At 65.1% G+C, this 15,177-nt stretch carries 12 protein-coding genes; 7 read left to right on the top strand and 5 right to left on the bottom strand.

What is annotated here, in order from left to right:
* Positions 1-5: 5 nt before the first annotated feature.
* Positions 6-344, bottom strand: coding sequence for a hypothetical protein (locus G3574_RS01760; protein ID WP_163960049.1), 339 nt, complete (start codon positions 342-344; stop codon positions 6-8).
* A gap of 267 nt (positions 345-611) precedes the next feature.
* Between G3574_RS01760 and ompR the strand changes: the two genes are divergently transcribed.
* The 3 genes from ompR (at position 612) to G3574_RS01775 (ending at position 3,066) form a co-directional block, all read left to right on the top strand.
* Positions 612-1,379 carry an osmolarity response regulator transcription factor OmpR gene (gene ompR, locus G3574_RS01765; RefSeq protein ID WP_163960268.1) on the top strand — a complete coding sequence of 256 codons (768 nt, stop codon included), beginning with the start codon at positions 612-614 and terminating at the stop codon, positions 1,377-1,379.
* Positions 1,380-1,406: 27 nt separating this feature from the next.
* Entirely contained in the window at positions 1,407-2,759 is a 1,353-nt protein-coding gene (locus G3574_RS01770; RefSeq protein WP_163960270.1) for a sensor histidine kinase, read from the top strand.
* A 97-nt stretch (positions 2,760-2,856) separates the two neighbouring features.
* The gene (locus G3574_RS01775; protein ID WP_163960050.1) at positions 2,857-3,066 is read left to right on the top strand and encodes a hypothetical protein; all 210 of its coding nucleotides are present in this window, start codon (positions 2,857-2,859) and stop codon (positions 3,064-3,066) included.
* A gap of 99 nt (positions 3,067-3,165) precedes the next feature.
* Here the strand turns inward: G3574_RS01775 and ispF are convergent, their stop codons facing one another.
* Positions 3,166-3,651, bottom strand: coding sequence for a 2-C-methyl-D-erythritol 2,4-cyclodiphosphate synthase (gene ispF / locus G3574_RS01780; RefSeq protein WP_163960272.1), 486 nt, complete (start codon positions 3,649-3,651; stop codon positions 3,166-3,168).
* On the bottom strand, positions 3,648-4,346 hold the full coding sequence (gene ispD / locus G3574_RS01785; protein ID WP_163960273.1) for a 2-C-methyl-D-erythritol 4-phosphate cytidylyltransferase: 699 nt from the start codon (positions 4,344-4,346) through the stop codon (positions 3,648-3,650). Before ispD ends, ispF begins: the two co-directional genes overlap by 4 nt.
* Positions 4,347-4,512: 166 nt before the next feature.
* Between ispD and mfd the strand changes: the two genes are divergently transcribed.
* From mfd to G3574_RS01805, 4 genes are all read left to right on the top strand, one after another.
* Complete coding sequence (mfd, locus tag G3574_RS01790; protein WP_163960276.1) at positions 4,513-7,959, top strand: transcription-repair coupling factor; 3,447 nt, start codon at positions 4,513-4,515, stop codon at positions 7,957-7,959.
* Between the two features lie 36 nt (positions 7,960-7,995).
* Positions 7,996-8,841, top strand: a complete 846-nt coding sequence (serB, locus tag G3574_RS01795; RefSeq protein WP_163960278.1) for a phosphoserine phosphatase SerB — start codon at positions 7,996-7,998, stop codon at positions 8,839-8,841.
* A gap of 106 nt (positions 8,842-8,947) precedes the next feature.
* Positions 8,948-9,310, top strand: coding sequence for a DUF4870 family protein (locus G3574_RS01800; protein WP_163960280.1), 363 nt, complete (start codon positions 8,948-8,950; stop codon positions 9,308-9,310).
* Between the two features lie 397 nt (positions 9,311-9,707).
* Positions 9,708-12,494 carry a bifunctional diguanylate cyclase/phosphodiesterase gene (locus G3574_RS01805; RefSeq protein WP_163960281.1) on the top strand — a complete coding sequence of 929 codons (2,787 nt, stop codon included), beginning with the start codon at positions 9,708-9,710 and terminating at the stop codon, positions 12,492-12,494.
* 6 nt (positions 12,495-12,500) lie between these two features.
* Here G3574_RS01805 and G3574_RS01810 read toward each other — a convergent pair whose 3' ends face one another.
* Positions 12,501-13,739 carry a cystathionine beta-lyase gene (locus G3574_RS01810; protein WP_163960283.1) on the bottom strand — a complete coding sequence of 413 codons (1,239 nt, stop codon included), beginning with the start codon at positions 13,737-13,739 and terminating at the stop codon, positions 12,501-12,503.
* 23 nt (positions 13,740-13,762) lie between these two features.
* Positions 13,763-15,118, bottom strand: coding sequence for a 30S ribosomal protein S12 methylthiotransferase RimO (rimO, locus tag G3574_RS01815; RefSeq protein ID WP_163960285.1), 1,356 nt, complete (start codon positions 15,116-15,118; stop codon positions 13,763-13,765).
* Between the last annotated feature and the right edge of the window lie 59 nt (positions 15,119-15,177).

Below are 15,177 nucleotides of genomic sequence, written 5' to 3' on the forward strand. Positions count from 1 at the left end.
AAGGATCAGCGTTTCGGCGTGTAGATGTCGTGCCCGGCTTCGTCGATCTGCCGGCGCAACGCGCGCCGCTCTTCCGGCGACATGCTGCGGTTGGGCCGGCGGTTGCCTTCGCTTGCCGTGGTACTGTTGTCCTGGCCGTTGCCGCCACTCGATCCGCTCGATTCCGGGAACACGGAGTACTGGTCCTTGCGATGCTCTCCGGCGCGCGGCATCGGCTGTTCGCCGGCCTTGTCGCTGCGGTCGATGGCGATGCTGCGAAGCCGGAAGGTGTTCCAGCCCCAGCCTTCGAGACGCTGGCCGAGCGGCCCCGCGTGCGAGGCGCACGCGCCGCACAGCAGGATCAAGGACAGACAATAATGAATAGGCCGCATCTCAAATTACCGTATTGGAATCGCGCTTTCCGAAGTGCTGCGAAGTTGTGTTGTGACCGGGAGAAAAAAGGCGTTAAGCTGTCGCCCTGAGTGAGTTTTCTTACCCGGTACACCAGCCATGAATGCAGTGTATTCCGCGTGGTGCGACGCGGTAACCTGTACAAGGTAAAGTGTGTAACATTCTGTAATGCATTTCGTCATGCTCATGAAGCCTTTCGCTTCTGACGTTACCATAGCGCCATGATTACTCCACATTCCCCCGCTCCCGGCTCCACCAAAGCCGACGCCGGCCACTCGGCCAAGATCCTTGTCGTCGACGACGACGTCCGCCTGCGCGACCTGCTTCGCCGCTATCTCGCGGAGCAAGGTTTCAATGTCGTGACCGCGGAAAACGCCCAGGCCATGAACAAGCTCTGGATCCGCGAGCGCTACGACCTGCTGGTGCTCGACCTGATGCTGCCCGGCGAGGATGGCCTGTCCATCTGCCGCCGCCTGCGCGGCGCCGGAGACCAGACTCCCATCATCATGCTCACCGCCAAGGGCGAAGACGTCGATCGCATCGTTGGTCTTGAGATGGGGGCGGATGACTATCTTCCCAAGCCCTTCAATCCACGCGAACTGGTCGCACGCATCAATGCGGTGCTGCGCAGAAAGGGTCCCGACGAAATTCCCGGCGCGCCTTCCGAGACGCCGCAGACATTCTCGTTCGGGGACTTCGTGCTCGACCTCGGCACGCGTACCTTGCGCAAGAGCGGTGAAAGCATTTCCCTCACGACCGGCGAGTTTTCCGTGCTGAAAGTTTTTGCTCGGCATGCACGCCAGCCGCTTTCGCGCGAGAAACTCATGGAACTGGCGCGCGGCCGGGAATACGAGGTATTCGACCGCAGCCTCGACGTGCAGATTTCCCGCCTGCGCAAGCTGATCGAGCCGGACCCGTCCAACCCGATCTACATCCAGACGGTATGGGGCTTGGGTTATGTCTTCATCCCAGAAGGGCAACCCCGCTAATCCAGGGCAACGCTTTCCTCACGGCTGATGCGCAAGCTTAGAAAACGCCTCAACTGGCTCAAGAGCGGGCTGTTCTGGCGGACCTTCTTCCTGCTCGCCTTTACAATCACCGCCAGCCTCGGCGCCTGGACCGCCAGCCTGCGCATGGTGGAGCGCGAGCCGCGCGCCCACCAACTGGCGGCCCAGGTGATTTCCATCGTCACCGTCACGCGTGCCGCCCTCACCCACTCCGCGCCCGACCTGCGGCGCGAACTGCTGTTCGACCTTGCCAGCAACGAAGGCATCCGCATCTATCCGCGCGAGAACAGCGACGCTACGGAACCCCTGTCCGATACCAGCCTGCTGACGATCATGGAAGAGGACGTCAAGGCGCGTTTCGGCGGCGACACGAAGTTCGCGGGCAAGGTGAACGATGTCGCGGGCTTCTGGGTCAGCTTCAAGATCGACGAAGACCAATACTGGCTGCGCCTCGACCGCGAAAGGATCGAGCATGTGCCGACCATCCAGTGGCTGGGCTGGGGCACGATGACCCTGCTGCTGTCGCTGCTGGGCGCTGTGTTCATCTCCCGGCTGATCAACCAGCCGCTGTCCCGCCTGACGAGCGCCACGCGCGCCATTGCCAAGGGCCAGAAGCCGGCGCCATTGCCGGAACGCGGCCCGACCGAGATCCGCGAGGCGAACCGCAGCTTCAACCAGATGGTGGCCGACCTGAGCCGCGTGGAATCCGACCGCGCCGTCATTCTCGCCGGCATCTCCCACGACCTGCGCACGCCGCTTGCCCGGATGCAACTGGAACTCGAGCTCGCCCAGCTGAGCGACGACGCCCGTTCCGGCATGCAATCCGACCTGGCCCAGATGGATGCCATCATCGGGCAATTCCTGGAGTACGCGAAACCCACCGACAAGTCGAATTTCGTGGCCGTGGACCTGACCGGCCTGCTCGACGATTGCCGCCACGAGGCCGAGCGCCTGCCGGACGTCAAGATGGATGGCGAGGTCGCGCGCGGCATCAGCGTGCCCGGCAACGCCACCGACCTGAAGCGGGTCATCAACAACCTCATCGAAAATGCGCGGCGCTATGCCAAGACACCCGGCGAGGACATCACCCAGGTCACCCTCGAAGGCAGGATCGACCAGGGCAAGGCGGTCATTGATGTCGCCGACCGCGGACCCGGCGTCCCCGAACAAGAAATGGAACGCCTGCTTCGTCCCTTCACGCGCATGGACATCGCCCGCGGACAGGCCAACGGCTCCGGGCTGGGCCTGGCCATCGTCGACCGCATCGTCAAGCGCCATCATGGCCAGCTCAAGCTGAGCAACCGCGACGGCGGCGGCTTGCGCATCCGCATCATCCTGCCGCTGGAAGTCCCGCTGGCTTGAACTTCCGGCATGCCGTTCAATCTACCTCTGACGTGACCGCACGCGGGACGAGCACGCCTCCCCGCGGCGGCATTGGCAACGATCCGAAGGAGGAAGCATGAGCGGTACACAAGGACAAGACACGCGCCAGGACGCGCCAGGAGCGGGCCAGCCGCACCTGAAGCCGGGCGACGAAGCAATGGCCGGCACGCCCGGCACCGGCGAGGACCTCTGCCCGGATTGCAGCGGCACCGGCATCCGAGGCGGCCAGGAATGCCCGACCTGCGAAGGCAGCGGAAAGATCACGCAAGGCATTGGCGGGGGCTGATCCTGCCAGTTGTCATCCCCGCGAAGGCGGGGATCCCATTGCGCTTTTGAGACACTCCGCATGACCGAAATTGGATTCCCGCCGTCGCGGGAATGACATCTAGCGCTTCACCACCAGCGCGATCGCCTGCGCGGCAATCCCCTCTTCCCGTCCTTCCCATCCCAGTCTTTCATTCGTCTTCGCCTTGATGTTGACGCGATCCGCATCAATGCCCAGATCCGCCGCGACATGCTCCACCATGCGGGGAATGTGCGGCGCCATCTTCGGCGCCTGCGCGATGATGGTGGCGTCGATGTTGCCGATGGCGTAGCCGGCCTCGCCGACACGCCGGCAGGCCTCCCTCAGCAGCACGCGAGAATCTGCGCCGGCGAAGCGCGGGTCGGTGTCCGGAAAATGCCGGCCGATGTCGCCGAGTCCGGCGGCGCCGAGGATGGCGTCGGTGATTGCATGCAGCAAGGCATCGGCATCCGAATGGCCGAGCAAGCCGGCGGCGTGGGGAATGGCGACGCCGCCAAGCACCAGCTTGCGTCCGGGCACCAGCGCGTGGCAGTCGTAGCCTTGTCCGATGCGGAAGGGAATGGTCATGTCGTTTCTTTCAAGTGCAGTTCGGCCAGGGCGATATCGTGCGGCAAGGTGACCTTGAAGTTACGGGGACTGCCTTCGACGAGCCGGGGCTGCAAGCCGAGCGCCTCGATCGCGCTGGCCTCGTCGGTGACGGCCGCCGCCTCGGACAAGGCCTTGCGCAGCAGGCCATAGCGGAACATCTGGGGAGTTTGTGCCGACCACATCGCCTCGCGCGGCACGGTGGCGCCGACGCGGCCGTCCACGGTGGCGCGCTTGAGGGTATCGACCACCGGCAAGGCCAGCAAGCCACCCACCGGGTCATCGCGCAAGGCTGCGACGAGACGGGAAATCAGGCCGGTGTCCAGGCCCGGGCGCGCCGCATCATGCACCAGCACCCAGTCGGTCTCGGCAAGCTGGTCCTGCAGGGCGTTCAGGCCGTTGAGCACCGACTGGTGCCGCGTGTCCCCGCCTTGGCGCAGCACGCTGACGCGCCCGGCCAGCGCCGGCCAGTCAGCCATCATGCCGTCGATGAAACCGTCCTCCGCGCTCACGACCAGGTACACGTGGTCGATCTCGGCAGACGAGGCGAACGCGAGCAGGACATGCGCCAGCATGGGCTTGCCCGCGAGCGGCAGGTATTGTTTCGGGCAGGAGGCGCCCATGCGCGCGCCGACGCCGGCGGCGGGAATGAGGGCGACGTGGCGGTCAGTCTTCATCGGGGTTGGAATCATTGGCGGCAACGGGTGCCAAATCAGGTGATTTGATGCTCGGTTATAATTTCGGTCTATTTTCGCATAGCCGGGCGCCGGCGTTCCACGCAGCATGGCCGCCGGCGCTTCGTCTTCCCAGCCACACCATACCAGTTCCGGATTTCGTCACCCGATGGCGTTCGATTTCAAAAAATCTCTTCCCAAGCCCGGCAACCGTTTCGCGTTGCCCGCGGTGCATGGCTCGGCGGATTCGTACGCGCTCGCCCAGGCCGCCGTCGAACTGAAGCGCCAGCAGCGCATGCTGGCCGTGGTCGTGGCCAACGCCACCGATGCCCAGCGCCTGCGGGCCGAGATCCCGTGGTTCGGGGCGGCCGACAACACCGAACTCCGCTGCCACGTCCTGCCGGACTGGGAAACCCTGCCCTACGACGCGTTTTCTCCGCACCAGGACCTGGTGTCGGAACGCCTCGCCACGCTGCACGAGATCCGCAACGGCCAGTGCGACGTCATGATCGTGCCGGCCACCACCGCCTTGCTTCGCATGGCGCCGCCGTCCTTCCTCGCGGCCTATACCTTCTTCTTCGCCCAGGGCGAACGCCTCGACGAAGCGGCGCTCAAGGCCCAGCTCACGCTGGCCGGCTACAGCCACGTCACCCAGGTCATGTCGCCGGGCGAATACTCGGTGCGCGGCGGACTCATCGACCTGTTCCCGATGGGGTCGGCGCTTCCTTACCGCCTCGACCTGTTCGGCGACACCATCGAAACCATCCGCACCTTCGATGCCGACACCCAGCGCTCGCTCTACCCGGTGCGCGAGGTGCGGCTGCTGCCCGGCCGCGAGTTTCCCATGGACGAAGCCGCGCGCACCGCCTTCCGCAGCCGGTGGCGCGAGGAGTTCGAGGGCGACCCGTCGCGCTCGTCGATCTACAAGGACATCGGCAACGGCATCGCGTCGGCGGGCATCGAGTACTACCTGCCGCTGTTCTTCGAAGAGACCGCCACCCTGTTCCAGTACTTGCCCGACGACACCATGCTGGCGATGGCGGGCGACATCGAGGGCGCGATCAGGCGCTTCTGGGGCGACACCCAGTCTCGCTACAAATTCCTCAAGGCGGACCGCGAGCGTCCCCTGCTGCCGCCCGAGCGCATCTTCCTGACCGACCAGGATTTCTTCACGCTGGCCAAGCCCTACGCGCGCTGGACGCTGCACCCCGATGACGCGGCGTCGGAAGTGTCGGCGCCCATCCCGAACATCGCGGTCAACCGCCGCGTGGATGATCCGCTGACGAACCTGCGGTCCTACCTGCTGCAGGCCGGCCGCCGCGTGCTGCTGTGCGCCGAAAGCAATGGCCGCCGCGAAACCCTGCAGCAGTATTTCGGCGAATTCGACCTGCATCCGGCGCTGTGCGACAGCTTTGCCGACTTCCTGACGTCCGACGCGAAACTGATGCTGGGCGTCGCGCCGCTGCACGCCGGCTTCGAGCTCGACGCGCCCGACGGCGGCATCGCCTTCATCACCGAGACCGAACTGTATGCCGGCAGCGGCCGCCGCGCCGGCCGCCGCAAGCAGGAAGCGGCGACGCAGGTCGAGTCGATGGTGCGCGACCTGTCCGAGCTCAAGGTGGGCGATCCGGTGGTGCACGTGAACCATGGCATCGGCCGCTACATGGGCCTGATCAGCATGGACCTCGGCGAAGGCGAAACCGAGTTCCTGCACCTCGAATACGCCAAGGACACCAAGCTCTACGTGCCGGTCTCGCAGCTGCACGTGATCTCGCGCTATTCCGGCGCGTCGCCGGAAGACGCGCCCCTGCATACCCTGGGTTCGGGCCAGTGGGAAAAGGCCAAGAAGAAGGCGGCGCAACAGATCCGCGACACCGCCGCCGAACTGCTCAACCTCTATGCCCGCCGAGCCGCCCGCCAGGGCCACGCCTTCCAGTATTCCGCGCGCGACTACGAGGCCTTCGCGGAGAGCTTCGGCTTCGAGGAAACCGCCGACCAGAGCGCGGCGATCCATGCCGTCATCAAGGACATGACCAGCGGCAAGCCCATGGACCGACTGATCTGCGGCGACGTCGGCTTCGGCAAGACCGAGGTGGCGCTGCGCGCGGCCTTTGTCGCCGTCATGGGCGGCAAGCAGGTGGCGATCCTCGCGCCGACCACGCTGCTGGCCGAGCAGCATGCGCAAACCTTCACCGACCGCTTCGCCAACTGGCCGGTCAAGATCGCCGAGCTGTCCCGCTTCCGCACCGGCAAGGAAGTCACCGCCGCCATCAAGGGCATCGGCGACGGCACCATCGACATCGTGATCGGAACGCACAAGCTGCTGTCGAACGAAGTGAAGTTCCAGCGGCTGGGCCTGGTCATCATCGACGAGGAGCACCGCTTCGGCGTGCGCCAGAAGGAAGCGCTCAAGGCACTGCGCGCCGAGGTCGACGTGCTCACCCTGACCGCCACGCCGATCCCGCGCACGCTGGGGATGGCGCTCGAAGGCCTGCGCGATTTTTCCGTGATCGCCACCGCGCCGCAGAAGCGCCTCGCCATCAAGACCTTCGTTCGCCGCGAGGATGACTCGGTGATCCGCGAAGCCTGCCTGCGCGAACTGAAGCGCGGCGGCCAGGTGTATTTCCTGCACAATGAAGTCGAGACCATCGAGAACCGCAAGGCGAAGCTGGAAGAACTTCTGCCGGAAGCCCGCATCGCGGTGGCGCATGGCCAGATGCATGAACGCGACCTGGAAAAGGTCATGCGCGACTTCGTCTCGCAGCGCTTCAACGTCCTGCTCTGCACCACCATCATCGAGACCGGCATCGACGTGCCGACCGCCAACACCATCATCATGCACCGCGCCGACAAGTTCGGCCTCGCGCAGCTGCACCAGCTCCGCGGCCGCGTCGGGCGCTCGCACCACCAGGCCTATGCCTACCTGCTGGTCCATGACATCCAGAGCCTGACCAAGCAGGCCCAGCGCCGCCTCGAGGCAATCCAGCAGATGGAAGAGCTGGGCAGCGGCTTCTACCTCGCTATGCACGACCTGGAGATCCGCGGCGCGGGCGAAGTGCTGGGCGAGAACCAGTCGGGCGAGATGCTGGAAATCGGCTTCCAGCTTTACTCCGACATGCTCAACGAAGCGGTGCGCTCGCTCAAGAACGGCAAGGAGCCCGACCTCGCCGCGCCGCTCTCGACCACCACCGAGATCAACCTGCACGTGCCGGCGCTGCTGCCGCAAGACTATTGCGGCGACGTGCATGAACGCCTGTCACTGTACAAGCGGCTGGCCAACTGCAAGAGCCAGGGCGACATCGACGACCTGCAGGAAGAACTCATCGACCGCTTCGGCAAGATGCCCGACGCCGCCCGCGCCCTGATCGAGACCCATCGACTGCGGCTGGCCGCCGTGCCGGTCGGCATCGTGAAGATCGATGCCCACGCCGAATCGGCGGTGCTGCAGTTCCAGCCGAATCCGCCGATCGACGCGATGCGCATCATCGAGCTGGTCCAGAAGAACCGGCACATCAAGCTGAACGGCCAGGACAAGCTGCGCATCACCGCCAGCATGCCCGACCTTGCCGCGCGCGTGTCCCAGGTCAAGTCGACCATCCGCTCGCTGGTGGGCTGACGCCGGCGCAACCCTTTCCCTACTATCATCCGTCTCATGAACCTGATTCTCCAGGGCCTCGCGCCCGACACCGGCGCCATCGAGCGCATCGCCAGCCTCGCCGGCAGCCGGCAGATTACGCGCCTGAGCGACACTGCCTTCCGCTGCGCGGGCGCCGAGCGCACCGACGCCACCAGGGCCGCGGTCGAAGCCGAAGCCTACGCGGGGCGGCTCGACTATACCTTCGTGCGCGAAGACCTGCGCCTGCGCGATTTCGGCCTGGTGGCGATGGACATGGACTCCACCCTGATCACCATCGAATGCATCGATGAGATAGCGGACATGCAGGGACTCAAGCCGCAGGTGGCGGAAATCACCGAGGCGGCGATGCGCGGCGAACTGGAGTTCCGCGAAAGCCTGACCCGCCGCGTGGCGCTGCTCAAGGGCCTCGATGCCGGCGCGCTGCAACGGGTCTATGACGAACGCCTGGCGCTTTCTCCCGGCGCGGACGCCATGCTCAAGGCGGTGCAGGCCGCCGGGCTGAAGACGCTGCTGGTCTCCGGAGGCTTCACCTTCTTCACCGACCGCATGAAAACCCGCCTCGGCCTCGATTACACCCATTCCAACCAGCTGGAGATCGTCGACGGCAAGCTGACCGGCAAGGTAATCGGCGGCATCGTCGACGCCGACGAAAAGAAGGCGACGGTGGAAAGGGTCTGCGCCGGACTGGGCATCCCGCCGTCGCAGGCGATCGTCATGGGGGACGGCGCCAACGACCTGAAGATGATGGGCATCTCCGGCATGTCGGTCGCTTTCCGCGCCAAGCCGATTGTGCGGGCGCAAGCCGACGTCGCCTTGAATTTTGTAGGCTTGGATGGCATCTTGCCCCTGTTCGCTGGCTGAGCTTCGCCGCCGTCCGCGACATGTTTCGCCGGTGCATCAAGGAAGGGCATGGAATCCGGCACCATGCGCGCAGTTTCCCTTTTGACCTCGCCGACAAGGAGCGACCATGACGCAGGAACTCGTGCTGGACCAGGAAATCAATTCCGCCAAGAACCTCGCCTGGTGGCTTTACATCATCCATGGCGCGTCCCTGCTGCTTTCGCTCGGCGCGTTTTCCTTCATTCCCCTGATCATCAACTACCTCAAGAAGGATGAAACCCAGGGGACCTTCGTTTATACGCACCACCGTTGGCAGATACGGTCTTTCTGGTGGTACGTCTTCTGGATGCTGGTGGCCGGCGTGATGGCAGTGACCATCATCCTGATCCCCCTCGCCTGGCTGGTGGGCACGGGCGCCTGGGTCTGGAAGGCATACCGCTTGCTGAAGGGCTTGCTCGACCTGAACGACAACAAGGCCATGCCGGTCTGACCGCCGCTTCCGCTTTGAAATCCGCCGCTTCCCGGCCGGGAGGCGGCCCCTCCCCTCAAGCCGCCTTCCATGGCATGTTTCCGGCATGCCTACGCGAATAATTTTTCCCGCGCTTCCACGTATTAATACTTTTGCTAACTGTTAATGCCCTTGGTGTAACCTCGGCTCCATCAGTGAAGTGAACCAGCCTGACTGAAACAGGGACGGAGACCGTCGCGCCCGCGATCCATCGTTCCGCCCTGACTGCCGCTGGTCATGTTCGCAGCGCCTCACCGAAGGACACCGATGGCATCGAGCAAACTTACCACCATGGCAACCGGCGGCTGGTCTCGTCCCGGCCCCGCCATCCCGGCGATTCCCGCCACGCGCCGCGCCTGCACCGGGGAGCGCTGACGCCATGGCCGGCATGCATCCCCTGCTCCAGCACCAGCTCGAAAGACTCGGCTTCAGCGAAGCCGCGCCGCCCGCATCCGCGAAGCAGTGGAGTCGCCTGCTCGCCGCGATCAGCGAAGCCATGGCCGACTGGGAAGGGAAGCTTCCCGCCGGCATGGCATCGCAGCTCGATTTCCCTAACCGCGACCTGAAAGACCTTTCAGACCGCCTGGCCGAGGCGCAACGCATCGCCGGCCTCGGCTATTGGTCGTTCACGCCCGCCAGCCGCACATGGTACTGGTCGGATGAGTGCTTCCGCATCTGCGACCTGGAAGCCACGGCCGCGCCGCCCGATTACCGCGGCTTTCGCCGCATGGTGCAGCGGCGCGACCGGCCCGGCCTGCGCTGGTCGGTCGACCGCATGCTGCACGCCGGACTGGCCCTCGAACTCGAATTCCGCCTGCACCTGCCGAAACGGGGAATGCGCTGGATACGGGTGCTCGGCCGGACCGTCCGAGACGACACCGGCACGATCACCCGCCTGCACGGCACCATCATGGACGTTACCGCCCGCAAGCAGGTGGAAGTGCGCCAGGCGGTCGAACACGGCATCACGCGCATGCTCGCGGAATCCGAGGCGCCCTCGGTGCTGCTGCCGGCGATCGTGCAAACCATCTGCGAGCGCGTGGGATGGGCATGCGGCGCTTACTGGGCCCTGAATCGCGAGCGCAATGCTTATGAAAGGGTGAGTGCCTGGCCGCCCGGCAATCCGCTCATGGACGCCTTCTTCGCGGCCTGCCCAAGCCAGGTTCCACCCACGATGCGCCAGGGCCTGCTCGGACGGGTGCTCGAGACGGGCACTCCGGCCTGGGCCGGCAACGTCGCGCTGGACCCCGTGCTGGGTCCGGCCGTCGCGGCCAGCCATGCCGGGCTGCGGGTTGCCTTTGCCTTCCCCATCCAGGCCGGCGCGCAGATACGCGGCGTGATGGAATTCTTCAGCCGCCGGGTCCAGGAAATGGATCCCGACATGCTGCGCAGCGCGCATTTCATCGGCCGCCACATCGCGCAATACCTGGAACGGCGCGACGCGGAAAAAGGCCTGCGGCAGAGCGAGGCCCACTTCCGCGCCCTGGTCGAACAGGCGACCGACAGCTTCTACGTGCACGACAGCGATGGCATGCTGCTCGACGTCAACCAGCATGCCTGCCACAGCCTCGGCTACCTGCGCGAGGAACTGCTGCGCATGAGCATGATGGACATCGATGCAAAGTTGTCACCCGAAGACCTCAAGCAGCTCGGCCCAGGCCTGACCACCGGCGCCCCGACCGCGATCGAGAGCGTGCACCGCCGCAAGGACGGCACCGAGTTTCCGGTCGAGCTGCGCATCGGTCCCATCCTCATCGACGGCAAGGAATGCATGCTGTCGCTGGCGCGGGACATGACCGAGCGCGTGCGGATGCAGCAGCATATCGAACACCTCGCTTTCCACGACTCGCTGACCAACCTGCCCAACCGCGCCATGTTCAACCGGCACCTGCAGCATGCGATCGAGCAGGCGGACCGGCACAAGCGGCGGCTGGCGGTGCTGTTCGTCGACCTCGACCGCTTCAAGAATGTGAACGACACGCTGGGCCATGGCGCGGGCGACGTGCTCCTCCAGGAGATGTCCCGACGCATCAGCCACTGCCTGCGAACGAGCGACGTAGTCGCGCGCAACCGCACCAGCGAGGATATCGTGGCGCGCCTGGGGGGCGATGAATTCGTGGTGCTGATCGAAAGCTTCACCGACGGCAGCCAGGTCGCCGAGGTGGCGCAGCGCATCCTGAACGTCATGGTGAAGGAATACATTCTGGACGGCCAGCTGATCCACATGACGGCGAGCATCGGCATCAGCATCTTCCCTGAAGACGGCCGCCATGACTTTACCCTCATGAAGCATGCCGACATCGCGATGTACCGCGCCAAGGACCTCGGCAAGAACCGCTACGAGTTTTACTCGGCATGGATGAACGGCCATTCGGCGCGCAGCCTGGCGCTGGAATCCGGACTGCGGCGCGCGATCGAACGCAATGAACTCGCCCTGCATTACCAGGCCAAGGTCGATTCCCACAACGGCCGCATCGCCGGCATGGAAGCGCTGGTGCGCTGGCGGCATCCCGAACTCGGCCTGGTGCCGCCGGACCAGTTCATCCCGCTGGCCGAGGAAACCGGGCTGATCGTGCCGCTGTCGCGCTGGGTGCTCAACGAAGCCTGCCGCCAGCACGCGGAATGGGTCAATGCCGGATTCCCGCCGGTGCGGATCGCGGTCAACCTGTCGGCGCGGCAGTTCGTGGAGGACGGCCTGTGCGAAGAGGTCTTCGCCACCCTCGCCCTGCACGGGCTCGATGCCCGCCTGCTGGAACTCGAAATCACGGAAAGCATGGTCATGGCGAACACCGAGCGCACGTTCGAGGCGCTCGCGCGCCTGCGCAGCAGCGGCATCCGCATCGCCATCGATGACTTCGGCGTCGGCTATTCCTCGCTGTCGCAGCTCAAGCAGTTCCCGGTGGACGTCATCAAGATCGACCGCTCGTTCATCCGCGACATTCCCGGCGATCCGTCCGACGCCGCGATCACCGATGCCATCATCGCCATGAGCAAGCGGCTCAAGGTCATCACGGTGGCGGAAGGCGTGGAAACGCCGCATCAATGGCACTTCTTGCGCGAGCACGGATGCGACGAGATCCAGGGCTATTACTTTTGCAAACCTCTGGAGGCGCAGGCTTTCCTTGCCTACGCGCTCAAGAACATGGAGGAAACGGCGCCCGCCTGAGCGATGCTAGCCTTCGCCGTGAAACGACGAGGCATCGCCCTGCAGCACGCCCAGGGCCTGCCCGATGTCGGCGATCAGGTCGCGCGGATCCTCGAGGCCGATGTAGAACCGCACCAGCTGGCCGGCATGCGGCCAGTTGGCGCGCATGCCCTTCACCCGGTAAGGCACGCACAGGCTGTGCGCCCCGCCCCAGCTGTAGCCGATCTTGAACAGCTTCAGGCTGTCGACGAAACGGTCGGTCAGGGCCTCGGGATGGCGCTCGTCGAAGATGACGGAGAACAAGCCGCCCGCGCCGGTGAAATCACGTTTCCAGGTCGCGTGACCGGGACAGTCCTCGAAGGCAGGATGCAGCACCCGGCTGATCTCCGGGCGTGACTTGAGCCAGCGCGCGACGGCATGCGCGGCGGCATCGTGGGCATCGAAGCGCAGCTTCATGCTCGGCAGGCCGCGCGACACGAGGTAGCAATCGTCCATGCCCACGCCATACCCGAGGCGCATGTGGGCTTCCTCGATCTTCTGGTTCAAGGCATCGTCGCGCGTGATGACGGCGCCCATCAGCACGTCCGAGCCGCCGGACTGATATTTCGTCAGGGCTTGCATGACGATGTCCACTCCATGGTCGAAGGCCTTGAATGCCAGGCCCGCGGACCAGGTATTGTCGAGCGCAACCACAGGCCGACTGCCCTGGCCTACGGCCGCGTGGGCGGCCGCGCAGATGGCCGGAATGTCGGGCACTTCCATGGTCACCGATCCCGGCGCCTCGGTCCAGACGAGGCGCGTCTCCGGCCGGATCAGGTCCTTGATGCCGGCGCCGATCATCGGGTCGTAGAAGCGCGTGCTGATGCCGAAGTGGCGGGCCATCCATTGGCCGAGATCGCGGTTCGGGTTGTAGGCGTTGTCGGGAATAAGCATGTCGTCGCCGCTCTTGAGCAGCGCCATGTCGATCATGGAGATCGCCGCCAGGCCGCTGGGCGCGAGCATGCAATGCTTCCCGCCCTCGATTTCCGTGAGCCGCGCCTCGAGCGTGAACGAGGTGGGCGTGCCATGCAGGCCGTAGGTATAGCCGCTCTTCTGCTGCCAGGTGCGCGAGCGCATCGCCGCGACGTTCTCGAACACCACGGTCGAGGCGCGGTGCACCGCAAGCGGAAAGGCGTCGAAGCCTGCCGGGGCTTCGTAGCCGGAATGGATGATCGCCGTCGCCGTCCGCGGCGGCTGGCTGCTGGCGTGGTCCTGGTCGTCAGCCATGCGTTCCCCCGTTGCGATGCCGGTCAGGCTTCGGCCCAGAGATCGTGGGCATCGGCGGCGGTGATCTTCACGTCGACGAATTCGCCGACGCGCAGCTTGCGGTGCGGCTCGTACGGCGGCTTGACGTAGACCGCGCCATCGATCTCCGGCGCATCCGCCGCGGTGCGGCCGGTGCCGCCGGACGCGCTGACCTCGTCGATCAGCACGCGCATGGTCTGGCCGACCTTGGCTTGCATGCGTTCCTTCGAAATGCCTTCCTGCAATTCCATGACGCGGGCGCGGCGCTCTTCGCGTACCTCTTCCGGCACGGGATTGTCGAGCGAGTTGGCGGTCGCGCCTTCGACCGGCGAGTAGGCGAAGCAGCCTAGGCGGTCGATGCGCGCTTCCTTCAGGAAGTCGAGGAGATACTGGAATTCTTCTTCGGTCTCGCCAGGGAAGCCGGCGATGAAGGTGGAGCGGATGGTGAGGTCCGGGCAAAGCTTGCGCCACGCCTGGATGCGCTCGATGTTCTTTTCGCCGTTGGCCGGGCGTTTCATGCGCTTGAGCACATCGGGATGCGCATGCTGCAGCGGCACGTCGAGGTAAGGCAGCACCTTGCCCTCGGCCATCAGGGGAATGATGTCGTCGACATGCGGATACGGATAGACGTAGTGCAGGCGAACCCAAGCGCCGTACTGGGCGGCGAGCTCGCCGAGCGCGGTCACGAGCTGGGTCATGTGCGTGCGCAGCGGACGGCCGTTCCAGAAGCCGGTGCGGAACTTCACGTCCACGCCATAGGCGCTGGTGTCCTGGGAAATGACCAGCAGTTCCTTCACACCGGCCTTGAAGAGGTTTTCCGCTTCCAGCATGACATCGGCCACCGGACGCGACACGAGATCGCCGCGCATCGAGGGGATGATGCAGAAGCTGCAGCGATGGTTGCAGCCCTCGGAAATCTTGAGGTAGGCGAAATGCTTGGGCGTGAGCTTCACGCCTTGCGGCGGCAGCAGGTCGATGAAGGGATCGTGCGGCTTGGGCAGGTGCTTGTGCACCGCCGCCATCACCTCGCCCACGGCATGCGGCCCGGTCACTTCGAGGACCTTGGGATGCACGCTCTGGATGATGTCGTTGCCCGCGGCGTCCTTCTTGGCGCCGAGGCAACCGGTGACGATCACCTTGCCGTTTTCATTGAGGGCTTCGCCGATGGCATCCAGCGATTCCTGGACGGCGGCATCGATGAAGCCGCAGGTATTGACGATGACGAGGTCGGCGCCGTCGTAGGACTTGGCGGTGTCATAGCCTTCGGCGCGCAACTGGGTGAGGATCTGTTCGGAGTCGACGAGGGCTTTCGGGCAGCCGAGGGAGACGAAGCCGACTTTGGGGGAAGAATCGTTGGACATAACAAAACAGGGCACAAGGCAATCCGCCATTGTACCCTGTTGCGGGCCCTGCCTGACAG

The sequence above is a fragment of the Noviherbaspirillum galbum genome (assembly GCF_010974945.1).
Classification (GTDB): domain Bacteria; phylum Pseudomonadota; class Gammaproteobacteria; order Burkholderiales; family Burkholderiaceae_D; genus Noviherbaspirillum; species Noviherbaspirillum galbum.

Bases quoted from the DNA above. Each gene is read 5' to 3' on its own strand.
- ompR (WP_163960268.1), top strand. From the start codon at position 612: ATGATTACTCCACATTCCCCCGCTCCCGGCTCCACCAAAGCCGACGCC.
- G3574_RS01770 (WP_163960270.1), top strand. From the start codon at position 1,407: ATGCGCAAGCTTAGAAAACGCCTCAACTGGCTCAAGAGCGGGCTGTTC.
- G3574_RS01775 (WP_163960050.1), top strand. From the start codon at position 2,857: ATGAGCGGTACACAAGGACAAGACACGCGCCAGGACGCGCCAGGAGCG.
- ispF (WP_163960272.1), bottom strand. From the start codon at position 3,651: ATGACCATTCCCTTCCGCATCGGACAAGGCTACGACTGCCACGCGCTG.
- ispD (WP_163960273.1), bottom strand. From the start codon at position 4,346: ATGAAGACTGACCGCCACGTCGCCCTCATTCCCGCCGCCGGCGTCGGC.
- mfd (WP_163960276.1), top strand. From the start codon at position 4,513: ATGGCGTTCGATTTCAAAAAATCTCTTCCCAAGCCCGGCAACCGTTTC.
- serB (WP_163960278.1), top strand. From the start codon at position 7,996: ATGAACCTGATTCTCCAGGGCCTCGCGCCCGACACCGGCGCCATCGAG.
- G3574_RS01800 (WP_163960280.1), top strand. From the start codon at position 8,948: ATGACGCAGGAACTCGTGCTGGACCAGGAAATCAATTCCGCCAAGAAC.
- G3574_RS01805 (WP_163960281.1), top strand. From the start codon at position 9,708: ATGGCCGGCATGCATCCCCTGCTCCAGCACCAGCTCGAAAGACTCGGC.
- G3574_RS01810 (WP_163960283.1), bottom strand. From the start codon at position 13,739: ATGGCTGACGACCAGGACCACGCCAGCAGCCAGCCGCCGCGGACGGCG.
- rimO (WP_163960285.1), bottom strand. From the start codon at position 15,118: ATGTCCAACGATTCTTCCCCCAAAGTCGGCTTCGTCTCCCTCGGCTGC.